The sequence below is a fragment of the Bacillus sp. OK048 genome, from assembly GCF_900103525.1.
Lineage (GTDB): Bacteria > Bacillota > Bacilli > Bacillales > Cytobacillaceae > Neobacillus.
The window spans coordinates 1-17673 of the sequence record NZ_FNHN01000016.1 but is presented as its reverse complement, the minus strand read 5'-3'; the positions used below and the strand labels follow the sequence as shown (position 1 = coordinate 17673).

The 17673-nt window shown below is 34.6% G+C and carries 22 protein-coding genes and 3 pseudogenes; 23 read left to right on the top strand and 2 right to left on the bottom strand.

The features are described from left to right. Window positions 1-135 precede the first annotated feature (135 nt). The 12 genes and pseudogenes from BLR86_RS22215 (at window position 136) to BLR86_RS22160 (ending at window position 8736) form a co-directional block, all read left to right on the top strand. Window positions 136-348, top strand: a complete 213-nt coding sequence (locus tag BLR86_RS22215) for a helix-turn-helix transcriptional regulator (protein ID WP_090766924.1) — start codon at window positions 136-138, stop codon at window positions 346-348. Further along, window positions 345-743: a hypothetical protein gene (locus tag BLR86_RS22210; protein WP_090766921.1), complete on the top strand. Its 399-nt coding sequence runs from the start codon at window positions 345-347 to the stop codon at window positions 741-743. Before BLR86_RS22215 ends, BLR86_RS22210 begins: the two co-directional genes overlap by 4 nt. A gap of 8 nt (window positions 744-751) precedes the next feature. Continuing rightward, window positions 752-982, top strand: a pseudogene (locus BLR86_RS22205) (DUF3885 domain-containing protein); the annotation flags it as partial. A 23-nt stretch (window positions 983-1005) separates the two neighbouring features. Further along, window positions 1006-1287, top strand: a complete 282-nt coding sequence (locus BLR86_RS22200) for a hypothetical protein (protein ID WP_090766916.1) — start codon at window positions 1006-1008, stop codon at window positions 1285-1287. A 195-nt stretch (window positions 1288-1482) separates the two neighbouring features. Then, window positions 1483-1728 carry a hypothetical protein gene (locus tag BLR86_RS22195; RefSeq protein WP_139185698.1) on the top strand — a complete coding sequence of 82 codons (246 nt, stop codon included), beginning with the start codon at window positions 1483-1485 and terminating at the stop codon, window positions 1726-1728. Window positions 1729-1805: 77 nt separating this feature from the next. Next, window positions 1806-2600: a spore germination protein gene (locus BLR86_RS26990; protein ID WP_368086814.1), complete on the top strand. Its 795-nt coding sequence runs from the start codon at window positions 1806-1808 to the stop codon at window positions 2598-2600. Then, window positions 2579-3142: pseudogene (locus tag BLR86_RS26985) on the top strand (spore germination protein). The gene BLR86_RS26990 and the pseudogene BLR86_RS26985 overlap by 22 nt, the downstream one beginning before the upstream one ends. A gap of 10 nt (window positions 3143-3152) precedes the next feature. Further along, the gene (locus BLR86_RS22185) at window positions 3153-4259 is read left to right on the top strand and encodes a GerAB/ArcD/ProY family transporter (protein ID WP_217642424.1); all 1107 of its coding nucleotides are present in this window, start codon (window positions 3153-3155) and stop codon (window positions 4257-4259) included. Then, window positions 4256-5431, top strand: a complete 1176-nt coding sequence (locus tag BLR86_RS22180; RefSeq protein ID WP_090766907.1) for a Ger(x)C family spore germination protein — start codon at window positions 4256-4258, stop codon at window positions 5429-5431. Before BLR86_RS22185 ends, BLR86_RS22180 begins: the two co-directional genes overlap by 4 nt. 477 nt (window positions 5432-5908) lie before the next feature. After that, window positions 5909-7270 (top strand): dipeptidase, encoded by a 1362-nt coding sequence (locus BLR86_RS22170; RefSeq protein ID WP_090766901.1) that lies wholly within the window; start codon window positions 5909-5911, stop codon window positions 7268-7270. 418 nt (window positions 7271-7688) lie between these two features. Then, window positions 7689-8321 carry an FMN-binding negative transcriptional regulator gene (locus BLR86_RS22165; RefSeq protein ID WP_090766898.1) on the top strand — a complete coding sequence of 211 codons (633 nt, stop codon included), beginning with the start codon at window positions 7689-7691 and terminating at the stop codon, window positions 8319-8321. Window positions 8322-8349: 28 nt separating this feature from the next. Beyond that, a complete protein-coding gene (locus tag BLR86_RS22160) occupies window positions 8350-8736 on the top strand; it encodes an ACT domain-containing protein (protein ID WP_090766895.1) in 387 nt (128 codons plus the stop codon). Window positions 8737-8962: 226 nt separating this feature from the next. Here BLR86_RS22160 and BLR86_RS22155 read toward each other — a convergent pair whose 3' ends face one another. Next, entirely contained in the window at window positions 8963-9223 is a 261-nt protein-coding gene (locus BLR86_RS22155; protein WP_254782421.1) for a hypothetical protein, read from the bottom strand. A 376-nt stretch (window positions 9224-9599) separates the two neighbouring features. On the opposite strand from BLR86_RS22155, the gene BLR86_RS22150 reads away from it, so the two are divergent. From BLR86_RS22150 to BLR86_RS26290, 8 genes are all read left to right on the top strand, one after another. Then, on the top strand, window positions 9600-9800 hold the full coding sequence (locus BLR86_RS22150; RefSeq protein ID WP_090766892.1) for an ATPase: 201 nt from the start codon (window positions 9600-9602) through the stop codon (window positions 9798-9800). A 689-nt stretch (window positions 9801-10489) separates the two neighbouring features. Beyond that, on the top strand, window positions 10490-10927 hold the full coding sequence (locus tag BLR86_RS22145) for a DUF4275 family protein (RefSeq protein ID WP_090766889.1): 438 nt from the start codon (window positions 10490-10492) through the stop codon (window positions 10925-10927). A gap of 451 nt (window positions 10928-11378) precedes the next feature. Beyond that, window positions 11379-11921, top strand: coding sequence for a GNAT family N-acetyltransferase (locus tag BLR86_RS22140; RefSeq protein ID WP_090766886.1), 543 nt, complete (start codon window positions 11379-11381; stop codon window positions 11919-11921). A 43-nt stretch (window positions 11922-11964) separates the two neighbouring features. After that, the gene (locus BLR86_RS22135; protein WP_090766883.1) at window positions 11965-12366 is read left to right on the top strand and encodes a bleomycin resistance protein; all 402 of its coding nucleotides are present in this window, start codon (window positions 11965-11967) and stop codon (window positions 12364-12366) included. 248 nt (window positions 12367-12614) lie between these two features. After that, window positions 12615-12830 (top strand): DUF6366 family protein, encoded by a 216-nt coding sequence (locus BLR86_RS22130; protein WP_090766880.1) that lies wholly within the window; start codon window positions 12615-12617, stop codon window positions 12828-12830. A gap of 126 nt (window positions 12831-12956) precedes the next feature. Next, entirely contained in the window at window positions 12957-13460 is a 504-nt protein-coding gene (locus tag BLR86_RS22125) for a GNAT family N-acetyltransferase (protein ID WP_090766877.1), read from the top strand. 294 nt (window positions 13461-13754) lie between these two features. Next, complete coding sequence (locus tag BLR86_RS22120; protein WP_217642423.1) at window positions 13755-14270, top strand: VanZ family protein; 516 nt, start codon at window positions 13755-13757, stop codon at window positions 14268-14270. Between the two features lie 177 nt (window positions 14271-14447). Next, entirely contained in the window at window positions 14448-14609 is a 162-nt protein-coding gene (locus BLR86_RS26290; protein WP_175493013.1) for a hypothetical protein, read from the top strand. A gap of 346 nt (window positions 14610-14955) precedes the next feature. Here BLR86_RS26290 and BLR86_RS22110 read toward each other — a convergent pair. Then, window positions 14956-15319, bottom strand: a pseudogene (locus tag BLR86_RS22110) (transposase); the annotation flags it as partial. A 71-nt stretch (window positions 15320-15390) separates the two neighbouring features. On the opposite strand from BLR86_RS22110, the gene BLR86_RS22105 reads away from it, so the two are divergent. The 3 genes from BLR86_RS22105 to BLR86_RS22095 all read left to right on the top strand — a co-directional run bounded on the left by BLR86_RS22105 (window position 15391) and on the right by BLR86_RS22095 (window position 17401). After that, window positions 15391-16008 (top strand): DUF3885 domain-containing protein, encoded by a 618-nt coding sequence (locus BLR86_RS22105; RefSeq protein WP_139185700.1) that lies wholly within the window; start codon window positions 15391-15393, stop codon window positions 16006-16008. Window positions 16009-16346: 338 nt separating this feature from the next. Next, entirely contained in the window at window positions 16347-16730 is a 384-nt protein-coding gene (locus BLR86_RS22100) for a VOC family protein (protein WP_090766868.1), read from the top strand. A gap of 179 nt (window positions 16731-16909) precedes the next feature. Continuing rightward, window positions 16910-17401, top strand: coding sequence for a hypothetical protein (locus tag BLR86_RS22095; RefSeq protein WP_090766865.1), 492 nt, complete (start codon window positions 16910-16912; stop codon window positions 17399-17401). Window positions 17402-17673: the final 272 nt, after the last annotated feature.

Genomic DNA, 17673 nt, shown 5'->3' with positions numbered 1-17673 from the left:
GTACAATAAAGAAAAATAGCAAGAACTTATAAGATAAATGAAGTGTAAAATATATTTGACACCTCATTTATCTTATTTTATAATCAGGGTGTAAAGAATGTTTTACACCTTACAAAATCTAAAGGTGGCTTAGTGATGGAAAATAGAATCAAGGAATACAGAGAAAAGAACGGTTTTTCACAAGGCAAATTAGGAGATTTGTGTAAAGTAACAAGGCAAACAATTAATGCCATTGAAAATAATAAGTATGACCCAAGTTTAGAGTTGGCATTTAATTTATCTGATGTTTTAGGTATTTCTATCGAAGAATTATTTATTTTTAAATATGAAAGGAATGAGAAAAAGTGACAACTGTAAAAAAAGTTAGTTTAATCTGTTCTTTAGTGCTTATTACTGCAATTGGTGGCTATGGGATATACGAATGGATCACAAAAGAAATAATTAACGCTTCCACACTCTTCTTTGTATTTTTAGGAGTTGGTTTTCTCTTCCAATCTATTACTTGGGGTGAAATGGATGGAAAACACGAAGGAGAAAAAGATGAATTGGAGAAACATATCACTCTTTTAAGTTCAAAAATTAGTTATTATCTATTACTTTTATTGATGATAATCGTCTTAGTTGTTTCGGAAAGAGTAAGTACAATGAATGATATAAAGAATATCCCACTTGTTATTGTAATTGGGTTAGCTTGGATAACTATGCCAATTACTGAATTTGTGGTTTCAAAAAAATACCGTTAGTATCTGAATACATTCCATTGTTAAAAGCAGTATGCAATCAAGATTTAGGAATCCAACCAAGTATTTTTCATAGGATATATTCTTTAAATATTAAAAGGAAAACCATTTTTCACGTGTACGATGATAGAGGGTGTGATTTGCTTGCTACCTCACCTGAATATATAAGAGACATCTATATTAGATACAATGATTGGATATTAGACTACGACAAGGTCGAAATAGATAAAGTATTCAAATAAGAATTACTCCGGGGGTGGAAGCATTGGGAGCTTTGCTTGAACTTTTAGGTTCTATAGGTACAATTCTATTTTCCTTAACAAAGGATGTAACGGAAGAAGAAATAGAAAAGAATATAAATTTCCTAAAAGAATATCAATGGTTTCAAAAATATCTTGATAATGATAAATTTGAAAACTTAATTATGAATGATAAAGACGTTCGTTTTGTAATTGGAAAACTTAATAGTGAAAAAATGAAAAAGAATGCCTATTACAAAAAACATCAAATAAAGATTCAAAAAGTATTACTCAGAAAGTCAAATTAATTTAACGATACGCCGACCTCATACTTGAGGTCTTTCTTTATGCACTTCTTAACATTTCAACCGTTGTATAATTAGATTTTTGACAAGCTGAACTTGATCACAATTGTTAAATATTAATTAAGTGCATTTTCAAAAAGTATTGGGGAAACGTCAATAACAAAGCCAATAATATAAAAAATTATATAGATATGGGGGATGAAGAAAACAATGCGGATTCGTGAGATGGAAGAAAGGGACAATAAAACCATAGAGCAAATTATCAAACGCTCATTAGAATCTTTTTACAGAAAATTAGGTTTTCAAGAACTTGAAAGAGCACTAGATGAAAATAAAGTGCCTGTCATTGTCGAATGTTACAAATTTCGACTAGTGCCTGTCATTGTCGAATGTTACAAATTTCGACTAGTGCCAGGCACTTTTTTTATTGCGTCAATTTTTTAATGTATTTCCAATTTGTATAGTTTTTGATAATATTAGGAAATTTAACTATATAGGTGAAGCTAAAGGAGGAGGTTGGGGTGATTCGAATTAGAAGGGGACCTGTAAAGAAAATAACGAAGGCGCAAACAGTACCTCAACAAACATACGAGGACATTCCTTTATCCCAAAGGCTTGAAGAAAATATCCAATTCTTCTCCTCTCTATACAAAGAAAGTTCAGATGTGATCTTTCGTTCTTTTGTTGTTGGTGAGAAAAACGCTACCATTATTTATATAGATGGTTTAAGTGATACTCAAAAGCTAGACGAACAAGTACTTGAAACATTATTAGATAAAAACGAGTTTGATGAAAATGACTTCCTTCTTTCTGTAAAAAACAGATTACCGATTTCCAATATAAAAAAGATTTCTACGTTCTCCGCTTGTATCGATGCCATTGGTAACGGTAACCCGATTTTACTTTTTGATGGGTATGAAGAGGTATTTTCTTTGGGTTTAGTAAAATTTGAAAAGCGCTCGATCGAAGAGCCACAGGCTGAGACCGCAATTCGAGGACCGAGAGAAGGTTTCACAGAATCCCTCGGTGTCAATATATCGTTATTGCGTCGGATTATCAAAGACCCGGCATTAAAGATGAAGACCATCCTTGTCGGCAAGTATACGAAAACCAAGGTTGTGATTTCTTATATTGAGGGATTGGTAGACATAACATTAATTGAAGAAATCGAAAACCGCCTTCAAACCATAAATATAGATGGGGTATTAGAAAGTGGATATATTGAGCAATTCATTGAAGATCATCCTTATTCCTCCCTGCTGTATATGTGGCCATTACAACGTTTCATCAGGAAATGGTTCCACCAGATCTGCTAATCAGTATCGCTTCCGCTCGAGAGGGGATCCCTTTTCCTGCTATTGTGGAAGCGATACTAATGGAAGTTGCCTTTGAAGCATTAAGGGAAGCTGGAATCCGTCTTCCTAAACAGGTGGGGTCAGCAGTCAGTATTGTCGGTGCACTTGTCATTGGTCAGGCAGCCGTTCAAGCAGGAATTGTGGGTGCACCCATGATTATTGTGGTGAGTATTACGGGGATTGCTTCCTTTATGGTTCCCCGCTATTCGATGGGCCTTGCGATCCGATTGCTAAGGTTTCCTATCATTATTTTAGGAGGCACCTTAGGATAAATTGGCGTGATGCTAGCGTTAATCATCCTCATTATCCATTTGTCATCACTAAAATCTTTTGGGCTCCCCTATTTGAGTCCTATCGCGACTGTACAAAAATATTCATTAAAGGATACGCTCATTCGCTCTCCATTATGGAAGATGAATCATCGTCCTCATTTGACAGGAGAATACAATGCTGTAAGACAAGGACCAAATTTAAAGCCTGGGAGTAATAAAGGCGGTGAATAAGTCAAGCTAGGTGGTGAATTTAGACATGCTGGAAAAAGGGAAAATATCAACTATCCAATTGGAGTTTATAATGATTCCAACGATTGTAGCTACAGGTATACTTTCAATCCCATCGATTGCTGGAAAATTCGCTCGGCATGATATGTGGATGACGCCCATAATAGGCTCTATCATTGGTTTTATCACGGTATACATTGTATGGAAGCTCCATCAATTATTTCCGAAATTGACACCTATTGAATATAGTGAAAAAATCCTTGGAAAAGTCTTCGGCATGGTTTTTAGTCTTTTTCTTGTCTGCTTTTATATTGATAACACTGCGACAGTAGTCAGACAATATGGTAATTTCATTTCTGGTAATGTCATGTTTGATACTCCTTCTATTGTCTTTACTATCGGCATCATGTTTGTTAGCGCACTAGCGGTCTGTGGCGGGATAGAAGTGATTGCTAGATCTGCTGTTATTTGCACCACAATCTACATGAGCACGTCTTTATTTCTCCTTCTTTTAATTAAGGATATTGATATTGGATTCATGCTTCCAATTCTAGAGAATGGAATGCTTCCTGTCATAAAAGGGGGATTGGTACATAGTGCATGGTTCAGTGAATTTTTTCTTCTATCGTTTATTTTTCCATTTCTCCATCATCCAAAAAAGGGGTTAAAGGCTGGGATGAAAGCATCTCTTTACGTGATGCTTATTTTCACATATGTTAACTTTTTTGTCCTTACCTTATTGGGTGTTTCGTCCGTCAATCAATTTTATCCTGTATATACTATTATCCGTGCGATTTCGGTAATGGGATTTTTCGAGAACTTTGAAATAGTTTTTACCGCTTCATGGGTTCTTGGGAATTTTGTGAAAATCTCTATTTTTTTATATGTAGCGAGTTTGGGTTTAGCGCAGGTATTTAGGCTCTCTTCTTACCGAATTGTCGTGTTTCCTTTAAGTCTTCTTTTGGTCTTAATAAGTTATTGGGACATTCCTAATATGGTGGTACTTGTAGACTACTTAACAAGAATTCAGCCTTTCTACTCCATCCTTGTTCAGACAGTACTGCCATTATTTTTACTCATCATTGCCTTAGCACGAAGGAAAAGGAGTGGGAGCACTTGAAGAAAAAACTCTCTTTCATCATGTGCTTATGTTTATTGACTCTATCTGGCTGCTCAGATCGAGTAGAATTGAAAGATCTAGCCATTATTACAGCCACAGCGATCGACCGATTAGACGATGGGAAAACAAGAGTTTCCGTTCAAATATTTATCCCTCGTGCCATTGTAAGTGGACAATCTGGGGAGAACCTAAGCCAAGGGGCTACTTTTGTTCGTGAAGGAATAGGAGATAATCTAGCAAATGCTGTTTCGATGTTACAAGTCAATGTTCCGAGAAAATTATTTTGGGGCCAATGTAAAATCTATATATTTGGAAAAAAACAGGCGAAAAGCGGGATACGAGATGCAGTAGATTATTTGGCCCGCCATCCAAATCCAAGGGGGAATTCCTTTTTATATGTAAGTGAAGGGGAAGCAAAGCAACTTTTAACGTTAGTCCCACCATTAGAACGATATTCAGGGGAAGCGCTGAGGAAATTAACAGAAAGTGAGAGTGGATTGATCACTACATTACGAGATGTTGATATGGGCTTAATGGGGGAGAGTGAAAGTGTGTCTATGCCCTATATAAAAAAATTAGTTTCAAAAGAAAAGGCAAGGAAGCCGCATGAAACGATCCCTGTTATTAATGGGACGGCTATTTTTAAAAAGGATCAAATGGTCGGAACGTTGAATCTTAAAGAAACTCGAGGCTTATTGTGGTTAAAGGATGATGTAAGAAGGAGCACAATATCGATTAAGCCTAAAGGTGAGGATGGAGACATTACCATGACACCGACGTTAGGAAAAATGAAGGTTAGCCCCCAAATCAAGGATGGTCGCTGGATGTTGAATGTAAGTATTGCTATTGAAGGCGATATTGTTCAAAACGAAACGCATTTAAATCTAATGAATGTCGATGTGATGACAAATATTACGAAGGACTTTGAAGTAGCCGTAAAGGAAAGGGTTACGCAAACCATTGAAAAGCTCCAACAAGAATATAAAGTGGATGTCACTAATTTCGGGAGAAAATTTCATCAAAAATACCCAAAGGAATGGAGGAAAGTAAGGAGCAAATGGGATGAAAAGTTTCCAGAGGTAGAAGTTAAATTCACGGTAAATGCGCAAGTAAGGAGACCTGGTTATGTTGGTCCGCCAGCAGCACTTCCAAGAGATGAGGTGAAGGATTAATGCAATGGGATTGGAAAACCGTTCTTTTGGTGCAAGTCCTTAATTGGTTCATTGTTCTTTTCGAACGAAAACAGCTAAAAAATTCCTCGAAGGCAGACAGGCTAACATTTGCTGTTATCCTGTTTTTGTCGACCTTGGCGTCCTTTCATAACCTAGAAAACGTACAAGGTCCTATTACTTTTCTCAAATACATTCTTGGTCCTTTAGGGAGAATGATGGAGTAACAATCTTGGCATACTTGCTATACCCTACTTTAGCAGTGTTCAAAGTGATTGGGTATATGAAAGGCGAGGATCAAGTACGAATAAATACGTAAATAATAATCAATGGTGTTTTTGTAGTATTCTACCTTATTAGAAAAAGGCACTTTTATTTGTTCAAATCAACTCTCTTCTTTTTTTTTTGAGCTGGTTTTCTATTTTCTTCTTCATTTTTTGTGTAAAATAGAAATGAAAATATAAAAGAATAGGTGAGTACATGAGTCAATTATCCGAATTTGTATCCAAGCATCATCATCAAAATGTTGAGGAATTAAAAGAATTACTTCGTATTCCAAGCATAAGTTCCTTATCTGAGCATAAAGAGGACATGCAAAAGGCAGCTTCCTGGATCGCCAATAAGTTACAAAACATTGGAATGGAACACGCGGAAATCGTACAAACAAAAGGTCATCCAATTATTTATGCAGACTGGCTTCATCAGGAAAATGCACCAACTGTCTTAGTATACGGTCATTATGACGTACAGCCCGTTGACCCAATAGACTTATGGGAAACACCTCCGTTTGAACCAGATATCCGAGATGAAAAAATCTTTGCCAGAGGCGCAACAGACGACAAAGGGCAAACGTTCTTACATATCAAAGCTGTCGAATCACTACTGAACGTAGAAAATAAATTACCGGTAAACCTAAAATTTTGCATCGAAGGAGAAGAAGAAATCGGAAGTCCTCATCTTCCACAGTTTTTATCCGAAAATAAAGAAAAACTAGCCTGTGATGTGGTGGTCATATCCGATTCTGATATGTGGGATAGAGGAGTTCCAGCGATTACGTATTCTTTAAGAGGTCTGTGTGCGCTTGAGGTTTCCCTTAAAACGGCGAATACGGATTTGCATTCGGGCATGTTTGGCGGGGGAGTTCAGAATGCTAACCATTTGTTAGTGCAGTTGCTTTCTACTCTTCATGATGCAAACGGAAAAGTAAATGTGGATCAGTTCTATGAGGATGTTTTAGAATTGACAGAATTTGAGAAGGAACAAATTAAAGCACTGGGCTTTGATGAAGAAAAGCTAAAAAAACAATTAGGTTTAGAGGAATTAACTGGTGGGGAAAATAATTACCCATATCCTGAGAAAATCAGTTCCCGGCCAACATTAGAATTAAACGGCATATGGGGTGGATTTCAGGGGGAAGGCACAAAAACCGTCATTCCGAACGAGGCACATGCCAAAATCACCTGCCGACTAGTCAATAATCAAAATCCAGAAAAAATCCAGGGCTTAATTAAAAAGCATTTAGAAGAACAAGCACCAAAAGGATGCACGGTAAAAGTGACACTTCAAGATACGGGCAATCCATTCTTAACCCCAATCGATCATCCGATGATTCAAAAAGCGGCTGAAGCCTATGAACAGGTTTATGGAAAGGCACCTGTTTATAAAAGAGAAGGGGGCTCGATTCCGATTGTATCAGATTTCAGCCATACCCTAAATTCACCTGTTGTCTTAATGGGATTTGGCTTGCCAGATGAAAATCTCCATGCTCCGAATGAACATTTTAACTTAGAAAACTTTGATAAAGGGATCTTAACGATCTGTTCCTTTTTAGAATTGATCTGAATAGATTTGTAAAAGAGGGACGCCATGGTATAACGGGTTGGCGTTTCCTATCGCAAACACATTAAAAATATAAGTTAAAATGAGTGCCAATTTGCTTATGAAATTGACACTCATTTTTTATTGGTGAATAGCCATTTTTACGGAAATTACCTAAAAATTTGTATAGGAAAAATACCCCCAAAAATTGTAGGGGTACAATGGCTGTTGTACCCCTACAATTTGATTTACAAAAAGACTTACAAAATGCGTAGAATAGACATTATAATTGGATATTTATGTCAAGATGAAATAAAGTTTGTGAAAATATGTACTCACGCTAACGTTGCAGGTTAGTACAATAAGAATGATAGTTATATATTGTATGTTAATTCAATTAACTGTATAATTATAAAAAACGTATAAAGTTGGGGGATTAATTGTGTACATACCAAAAGCATTTGAAATTAACGATAAAATTAAATTATATGATTTTATTAAAAGAAACAGTTTTGGAATTTTATTTTCCCAAGAAGAATTTGGTCCTTTCGCAACACATTTACCTTTCTTAATTGATGAAAAAAAAGGTGAAGCCGATGTATTAATAGGGCATATGGCAAAACCAAACCCCCACTGGAAATCCTTAAACAATAAAGAAGTCCTGGTGATTTTCTCTGGACCACACGCTTATATTTCACCAACTTGGTATAACGAAGATAATACTGTACCTACTTGGAATTATGTAGCAGTTCATATCTATGGAACCGTTAGAATTATAAATGAAAAAGAAAAATTGGTTGAATTAATGGAAAAGACGGTAAATTTTTATGAAGCATCTTTACCTAACCCGTGGAATGCTCAATTCGATGATAAATTTATAGATGGTTTAATGAAAGGTATAGTTGGATTTGAAATCTCAATTAATAAAATTGAAGGAAAATGGAAGTTAAACCAAAATCATTCGATAGAAAGACAACAAAACCTTGTTAAAGGATTAAGAACCAGCAACCAATATAATTCAGGAGAAATTGCAAGTATTATACAAGAGAACATTAAAGCTATTCTTAAAAAATGACAAGATAACTCTAAAGGGAGTGCTGAAAATGAAATTAAAAATTTTAGATTCAAATTTTTCCGTTGTGAAATTTCCCCCAACTGAAACAATACCATTGTGGGCATTAAACACCGATGTAATTTCTATTACTCGAACAGATGAAGAACTATCTATCGTGTGTCCTTCTGAAAGTTTACCGATGAATGAAGCATTTATGGATGTTGAAAACGGTTGGAAGTGTATAAAAGTAGAGGGAGTTTTAGACTTTAGCTTAACTGGAATATTAGCTTCATTAGCGAATCCGTTAGCCAAAAATAAAATCAGTATCTTTGCTATTTCAACCTTTAATACGGATTACCTGCTTGTTAAAAGCCATTCGATTGAAAAGGCACAAGTCGTCCTAGAAAATGAAGGTCACATTTTTAGCGAAATTTAAAACAATTTATTGCACTAATGGATGCGATTCTTCAATAATGAAGGTTCACTTTTCCCTTATTCAAGTAAAGAGTCAGTTTAATTTAAGTGTAATTATTCACAATCTGTATTTTTAATTGTCCTTTTACTCCAAACAAAAAGACTCCCACCACATGAAAAAGGAGAATGAATTCATTATGAAATCACCCCCTCAAATAGTTTGAAAATGCTTATACTGATATTACTAATCAATGACTCGCTAAACGTTTTTCAAAATCCGCCTTAAACAACAGAATAGCATCAATATTTACAGCAAAATCGTGGTCACTGATATTAATATTAGTTATAAACTCGTCAGATCTCTCACGAACCATAATTGTCGGACGGATATTGTCGCCAATAGCGTCCTGAGTTACAGCACTTCCATAGAAATACCAGTTCGTTTCAGTAGGCGCATTTGCTGCATTCTTAGATAAGTCATTTTTTATTATTTCGCATAAATTATCCATAATATCTTCATTAAGCTTAATGTTTTTCCCTACTCACCATCAACAGATATATCAGCATAACCATACCAAATATTCCTGCTTCTTCGCTTTCCGTCATTTGAAGTGAATGTTTCATCAAACAAAATCTTCATTTTCATTACCCTCCGTTAATATAAAATTTCTTGACACTATTATACACCAATTAGAAATTGTAAAATAGCTTGCTGTTAGTCTCATTAATTCGAACAGCAACCACCATTAATTTTATACTTATTAAAGTACACTACATCTCTCTTCGTTTCCTTGTTGATTGTAGAATCCAAAAATTGTGAAGGATTGTGCTTAAAGTAACGGGTGCTTTAGTTGAGCAATTAATACATAAATGTGAGGTGGAGTTGTGAGTAAGTCCTTTTGTATTCCGTTAATGGCTTCATTTGGAACGATGATATTACTATATATAATAGGCTTTATAGCTGATATTGATTTTCTTAAATTGAAAATTTCACTCTCGGATACTGAGATTGCTCTACTACCAATCGTAGTTGGGATGTTAGTGGGGTTTATTAGTGAACGTATTATCAAATTGAAATCTCAATAATAAGATTACTAAATTCTTATAGTATGAACGAGTGCAATTGTGAAGAATTGTACTTAAAGTAAAGGGTGCAAGAGTTAAACGAGGAGTTGCAGCTTAGGCATCTCCTTTTCCTTGTTAAACAAGCCAGTTAACTACAATTGTGTTATAGGTGGTGTTATCTTGAAAAAGGACATAAAAAAAGACATGATAAAAGTGATATGTGTTTTTGGTATAGGTTCTATTTTAGTTTTATTGGTTCCTTTTCTCTTTAATTATTTTTTATAGTATGTCTGTCCCCCAAAGGTGTATTGATAACTTATTCCACTTCAAATTGATTGTTGTTCTGCTAAGGAAGTTTATGCGGTTTGTGAAAGGATGTACTTAATCTACCATGAAAATAAGTTTCTTCAAGAATAGAAAAATGACAATACTTAAGAAGACCCTGCTCAATCGTTAAAAAAAGAGGAGAGCGGTAATTAATAACTCTATGGATTAGGGTTGACTGGATTAAGGTCAGTATCAGTATTGACACTTCCTAACCATTTTCATTCTCTGTGGTGCAGCACTGATTTTGTACTGCATGGATGGCTAACGGGTGCATTAGTGAAACAAAGGTAAAGCTCCTTTCTTCTTCAAGTAAAGGGCAGTTTACTTGAAGAAGGGTTTTCGTTTCTTATGGCGAATTTCACCTTATTTATGGAGGGTAAAAAATGAATGACCTATACGATAGACTTAAATCAAAAAAAATAAAGATAACCGAAATTCCAAAATGGGGACCTTATTTCCGAAAGCAATGGGAGAATAGTTTTGTAAATCATTTAAACGATAAAGATAAGAAATCTATTTACCTATTTGATACTGGTGGTTATTGCGGCTATTTATGGCACTTGTTTAGTTATGAGAAAAAAGATTGTTTGGAAGGAGAAAAAGCTGAAGCCGCATTTAATAATGAGCCAAAGAATAATTGTTATGTTTTTTATCAGCATTCAGATTATGTGATGTTTTTAGAAACTGCCTCGGTTTTTAATACTGGTGACCTAATAAATGAACAAGATATTTATATTGTAGATAAAGGATTTAACTGGACGTACATACAAACACATGAAACTGGGTTGTGCGGTCCTTATTTTAGCAAGAAAAGTAAGTAATTTATGGTAGTACCTACAAACGGACTGTTTCAGCAGTCCGTTTCATTACCGTTATTCAACTAAAGAAGCAGTTATATACAGTATGATTTTTGACCGTATTCATCGTAAATAACGAAACAAAAATAGCCTATTTTCTACCTTTGTTTACTTATTATCTTCAGTAAGTATTTATAGTTTTCAACGTTAACAAACATAGGACTTTATTTGGAGGGGTGGGTATGATAGGCTTGGCTGCCTGATGAAACAACTGCTTCAGCCTTTCAAGACAAATCGTACCCACGGAGGCTCCAAGTCAAGTCCTTAAACGCCTATCAATAGATACATATAAACAAAGATAAAAGGTGCACCATTCCAAGGATTTGTTGCTGATACTGTATATAAGAAGCAGGATAGTTTAAGGAAATTAATAAATCTTGGGGAAAAGAAGTCTAAGAAAAGAAGGTGCTAAATTATGTTTTTAAAATTACAAACTGAACGTTTAACTTTACAGCCTTTCAAAAAAGAAGATGCAAGTAGAATTAAAGATTTGGCAAATAACAAAGAATTAGCAAGTATTCTCGGTCTTCCACATCCATACGAATTGGAATATGCTGAGGATTGGATTGCTGTCCAGCCAGAACAAATCGAAAAGGGAGTTGAATACCCTTTAACAATAGTATCAAATGAATTAAACGAAATAATAGGAACTATTACAATAAGGATTGATAATAGTAATAATAAAGGTGAACTTGGTTATTGGATTGGAAAAGATTATTGGGGGAACGGGTTTGCTACGGAAGCAGTACATAAGATAATAGAATTTGGATTCACTCAATTGAATCTAAACAAAATTTGGGCATCAGCCATTTCCAGAAATAAAGCATCAAAAATAGTTTTGGAGAAAGCTGGATTACAAAAAGAAGGAACATTAAGGCAAAATAGACTTCTAAAAAATATGTATGAAGATGTCGATGTATATGGTCTTTTACAAATAGAATATAAAAAAAGTTATTAAAGTAACGGGTAGCTTTAATACAATAAGGAAGGTGAGTGAGAGAATGAAATTCAATGCTTTAATTCCAGAGTTATCAGTTAAGGATATTGAGAGGTCAAAATGGTTTTATATAGAGATACTTGGATTCCAATTAGAATATGAAAGAACAAATGATAAATTTGCTTTTTTATCACTTGACGGAGCACAAATCATGATTGAAGAAATTAATGGATATTGGAATACAGGGTTGTTAGAATATCCATTTGGCAGAGGCATTAACTTTCAAATAAAAGCGGATGATATTCAACCCATAGTTGAAAGATTAATTCAAAATGAAATTTCGCTATTTAGAGAACCTACTGTTAGTGAATATAAAACTAATGAGACAGTAATAAAAGAAATTGAATTTCTCGTTCAAGATCCAGATGGTTATTTGTTGAGATTTTCACAAGAAATTAGTAGTTAACTTGTTAGTCAAATTTCGATTTATGGACAATGGCTCCACGGTTGTTTTTTTACTACATAATTAATAAAAAGTTGAGTTGTTTGTGAAGAATTGTACTTAAAGTAACGGGGGCAAGAGTTGAAGAACGGGGATTGCTGCGGCGGTCCTTTTTTGTTATTGAGCTAACGTGCAGGATAGTTCAACAGGATAATGTTTATTTGTGGTAAAATATATAAAAAATGGTTGTTTAATTTATAGGGGGTGCTTAAGTGCAAGAAAACAAAGAAACTCCTGAACGAAAAAGAGAGAGATTAAGACAAGAAGAATTAAAAAGAAATCCGACAGGTACTCTGAACGATGCTTTTAATAGAGCTCAAAGTGGAGGTCTTGCAGATTTAGTAGGCAGCTTAGGTTGGAAAGGTACGGGGATACTTATTCTTGTACTCGTAATTGGAGTTATAATTGCGTCAATCTTCCTAAAGTAAACGGGTGTGCAGCTGCTTCGGCGGCTTTTTCTTGTTCCACTAACGAAGCAGGATTGTTGAAGAAGGAGTTTCTCTAAACTTAGAAGAATTTATTTTTTAAAATATGTCTAGGAGTTTGTGAATTATATGGAATCCATTAGTAAAAGCGAAGTGAAGCTACGAGATATCACTGAGGAAGATCTTCCTATCTTTTTCGAACAACAACTTGATTTAACGGCGAACTATATGGCTGCATTTACAACTAAAGACCCCACTGATAAGGACGCATTTTTTGACCATTGGACAAAAATTACCGCTGATGAAACCGTCACAATTAAGACCATATTATTCAATGGCATTGTCACTGGACACGTCTCGAACTTTGAACAGTTCGGCGAACCCGAAGTAAGCTACTGGATTGGGAAGGAATATTGGGGTCAAGGTATTGCAACTAAAGCGTTGTTAGATTTCCTGAAGTATATTAAGGTACGCCCTCTCTATGCTCGTGCAGCTAAAGATAATCTCGCCTCCATCAGGGTATTGGAAAAATGCGGGTTTAAAATCATCTCTGAAGATAAGGGTTTTTCCTACGCAAGAGGCAAGGATGTTGAAGAATTTATTTTGAGGCTTGAACCTTCTGATATATATTAAATGCCGTAATACGATTGGAGCAGTTCTTGACTAAGAAACCTTCTGCTGTTTAACGGATGCTTAAATCCAGGAGGGATTAGGCATCTTTTTTGTTGAATTCCTTATTGAACAAACGAAGCAGTTTAGTGTTAGTAGAAGTGGTATAATTTAGATAAATATAATCCGTCAGGAAGGGAACGTAATATGGGCTTATTATTATTGTACATACAGAGGATGATAGGATATATTATTGTCGCACTACCTTTTTATGTTGTTGGGAGAATTTTTCTTTTAAAGAAGAGACAAAATCAAATAATGATAATGAATGAAATACTAATGTTAATTTTTGTTCTATATCTTGTTGGTTTAGTTTCCCAAACAATCATTCCAAATTGGAATATGGGGATAGTTAGTGATACTGGTGAATTCTTTTTTAATGTTCATTTTTCAAATGAAATTTCTAAGGTAAATCTAATACCTTTTCACACTCTCTATCAATATATTTTTGAAACAAATACGAATGTTGATGATTGGAATAGCGTATCACTTTTGAATATTTCTGCCAATTTACTGTTGTTTTCACCAATAGGTTTTTTCATCCCCTTAATATGGAAAAAGTGGTATTCCTTTAAAAGAGTTTTTTTTTTAGGTTTAACAGTAACTTGCTTTATTGAAATTATTCAAATGTTTATTGGGCGTAGTACCGACATTGATGATGTTATTTTAAATACATTCGGAATACTTATAGGATACGGAGTATTCTTAATGCTTAACTTAACTATTGTAAAACTGATTCATAAAAAAACACCTCAAAAACAAAGAGTTTTCTGAGTAAAACCAATCAATTTCTATATGATGATAATGCTTTATTATAAAGAGTTTGTGACAAATTGCACTTAAGCTAACGGGTGCGATACCTGAAGAACCAGCTGTCATTTTGATTGCTTTTCTTATTGTGCTTACGAAGCAGGATAGTTTAAAAAAATATAGATAGGTAGGGGGGTAAAAATGAGAAGATTTATAATTGCTTCTATTGCTTATTTGACAACAGGAATTGGTGTATATCATACATTTTTTGGTGGTTCCATGATTTATGGTTTGTTCATTTTAATAATTGGTTTATTAGGTATTCTATCTGATATTTTTTATAACAAGTTGAACACAGAATGAGTTTTTAATTTTTTTCGCAACAAACGGGTGTCATACTGCAAGAAGGATGTATGGCATTTCTTATTGAAGTAAAGGTAAGTTTAGTCGAATATTTGTTAACGCAAAAAGATATTTATTTTAACATTTGGAATAGGTAATTATTTGCTTCTAGAAGGGTTGAATAATGAAAAAAATAGGATAATTTTTACACTTGTATGTAGTTTTCTTATTCTTGCTGTTAGTACGTTCAGAATACTTACTGAATCACTTTCTTCAACACCATTATTAGCATCATATACTTTGGCAATTGGTGGGTTTTATAGAGCTGTTGGATGTGTTATTGAAATCCCCTACTTGACCCTCGTTATGTGATTCTATTCTTTGTGGCTGTAAACTTACCAGATTGGAATACACTTGGATCAACTCCAGCGAAAGCTACCAGCTATTTAGGATCTGTAAATCGATCTATCTCCCCAATTTCGGAAATAATCGTTGCAGCGATTTTTTCTCCAATACCAGGATAGATTTGATGATATTATATTCTTCAATATCTTTAGCGAGGGCATCCATCTCTGACTCTAACTTTGCTAGATGCTCTTTGTATTGAAGAATCATTTTAATATACATACCAAGGCTTAATATATGACTCTGATAGACTGTCTTTCAAAAGGATTACGTGCAGCCGCAGCTTTAGGTTGAATCGCTTTTTCCTTTGCCCGCCTGCTTCTGGCTAACCTTATAATTTAAAAAGATTGTACAATGAAGGAAATTAACGGGGTGCAAAATGCTTTTAAACGACTTTATGAATGAGAATTTCCCGAACTTAGAACTTAGACCACCCTTGTTTTATAGTTGGAAAATTGGTATCCGTTATGAATTAGGTGTGGACTATGATAGTGATTACGCTTATGAAAATAGCCCATATCTACAAGGAGTATATAAAAGGGCTATCGCTTTATTTAAATCCTTGCATTCTCATAACGATGATATTTATATCGTAGTTGACGTAAACGATTATGCAGATGGTTTTAAACATAAATCAAAAACCTTTTCTCGCTATATTAAAGAAAAATCAGTTTTATATGGGTTAAACCAAAAAACCATTCCTTATATTTTTCCTGACGATGATGAAGAAGGAACTTATAAAACACATAGATTTACTTTAAAATGTAAAACGTCTGACTTCAAATACATTCCTATGTTAAAAGCAATCTGTAATCAGGATATGGGAATAAGACCAAGTATTTTTAATAGCGTCTATTTTATAAACATAAACAGGAAAACTATATTTTACGTTTATGATGACAGGGGTTGTGATTTATTGGCAACCTCTCCCGAAACAATAAGAGATGTTTATGAAAAATACAACGATTGGATATTAGATTACGACAGAAATGAAATAGACGAGGTATTCAAATAAGAGATGTCACCCTGTTCAACTCACTTAGTTTAATACGATTTTCTCACGAATACTCGCTTATTCGCAGGATTTCATAACCCTCGATATGGATTTAACGATTAAATGAAATGAGTTTCAGGTCATTATGGTTCCGTGAAGGTATAGTTGGATCACTAATCTTATTGAAGTAACGGACAGGTTAGTACAACAACGCCTGATGATAAAAGATAATCCATTTAATTACGACCATGATTGCAAAGAAGATAGAGGATATGACTTTCTGATTTGATTGTAGTTTATAATGTTTGACGTAAACCAATTGTTAGGCTATTGAAAGCTGGGAAAGGAGGTTGATTGACGTGAAGGAGACAGATATTTCTTCGTTAGTATGTACGATAGCTCCTTGGCTGTCGGTACGTAGTGGAGCACGAGCAGTCGAATTTTACAAAAGTGCTTTTCAAGCAAAGGAAGTCTATCATATAGAGGATCAAAGTGGTGCTATTGTGTCAAGGCTTGCAGTAGGCGGGGCGGAATTCTGGGTAAGTGAAGATACTGGAGCGGAAAACTGCAATGCAGTTCGGATGATCTTGACAGTGCAAAGCCCAGATTTGGTATTTCAGCAAGCTCTAGCTGCTGGTGCATCAGAAGTTTTTCCTGTGCAAGATGCACACGGTTGGCGGGTGGGACGCTTGGTTGACCCATTTGGTTTCCATTGGGAGATTGGTTTTCAATACAAGGAGTAGGCAACTACATTGTCACTATTGTGAAATATTATACTTAAAGTAATGGGTGCGATAGTTTAAGATCACCAGCTGCTTCGGCGGCTTTTTTCTTGTTCCACTAACGAGACAGATAGCTGAATAAGAGATATAATTAGCATAGCTTAACTTGTAAACAATTGATAAAGGAGAAATTCCATCGTATGTTTGGTTTCTTAAACAGAACAAAATTAAAAAAAGATGATTTAAAAGGTATTGCGAAATTAATGTATCAGGATGTCTCAGACGATTCCTGGGATCAAGAGAACCTTACTAAAAGAAATTTAGATTTCACTATTGAAAGCGTTCGATATATTGATATGTATACAAAAAGATTAATGAATATGGAAATGGGTACTGAACTGTTGAATAAGCATTTTGATAATTTCGTGGTGCGTATAGGTGCATATATTGGTGAGGTTATTAAAAATAATATCAAGCAGGACTTTTACTGGTATGAGTTTGATTCTGTATACAATTATTCTCCCAAACTTGATGGAGTGTACAATAATATCGAAACACAGAGTGTTCTTTATTCTAGGAAGAGGGATATAGTTATATTACCTTTGTTCGTGGTATCGCAATTCTTGAAAGGAAGCTCCCCATATACTAATTTCCTAACTTATGTAGAAGAAATGATTAAGCAAAATTCTTAAATAAGAATGATATCGCCAAATTTTATCATTTCAAAAATGTAAAAGGGTTAATCAACTAAAAGGGGCAAGAGTTTTAGATCCAGCTGCCATACGGGGTGGCTTTTTGTTCTTGAACTAACGTGGCAGGTTTGTTCAATAACTATTGCTTATTTATGGTAATAATATTATTATGTCTTAATACATAGAATTTCTATATACATAAAATATCTAAGTATAAAAAATTTAATCTGTAATTGGAAATGGGGGATTATGATTTTAATTTTATTTGGTAT

Coding starts and splice junctions, on each gene's coding strand:
- BLR86_RS22215 (WP_090766924.1), top strand. CDS start 136: ATGGAAAATAGAATCAAGGAATACAGAGAAAAGAACGGTTTTTCACAA.
- BLR86_RS22195 (WP_139185698.1), top strand. CDS start 1,483: ATGAAGAAAACAATGCGGATTCGTGAGATGGAAGAAAGGGACAATAAA.
- BLR86_RS22170 (WP_090766901.1), top strand. CDS start 5,909: ATGAGTCAATTATCCGAATTTGTATCCAAGCATCATCATCAAAATGTT.
- BLR86_RS22160 (WP_090766895.1), top strand. CDS start 8,350: ATGAAATTAAAAATTTTAGATTCAAATTTTTCCGTTGTGAAATTTCCC.
- BLR86_RS22155 (WP_254782421.1), bottom strand. CDS start 9,223: ATGGATAATTTATGCGAAATAATAAAAAATGACTTATCTAAGAATGCA.
- BLR86_RS22145 (WP_090766889.1), top strand. CDS start 10,490: ATGAATGACCTATACGATAGACTTAAATCAAAAAAAATAAAGATAACC.
- BLR86_RS22140 (WP_090766886.1), top strand. CDS start 11,379: ATGTTTTTAAAATTACAAACTGAACGTTTAACTTTACAGCCTTTCAAA.
- BLR86_RS22135 (WP_090766883.1), top strand. CDS start 11,965: ATGAAATTCAATGCTTTAATTCCAGAGTTATCAGTTAAGGATATTGAG.
- BLR86_RS22125 (WP_090766877.1), top strand. CDS start 12,957: ATGGAATCCATTAGTAAAAGCGAAGTGAAGCTACGAGATATCACTGAG.
- BLR86_RS22120 (WP_217642423.1), top strand. CDS start 13,755: ATGATAATGAATGAAATACTAATGTTAATTTTTGTTCTATATCTTGTT.
- BLR86_RS26290 (WP_175493013.1), top strand. CDS start 14,448: ATGAGAAGATTTATAATTGCTTCTATTGCTTATTTGACAACAGGAATT.
- BLR86_RS22105 (WP_139185700.1), top strand. CDS start 15,391: ATGAATGAGAATTTCCCGAACTTAGAACTTAGACCACCCTTGTTTTAT.
- BLR86_RS22095 (WP_090766865.1), top strand. CDS start 16,910: ATGTTTGGTTTCTTAAACAGAACAAAATTAAAAAAAGATGATTTAAAA.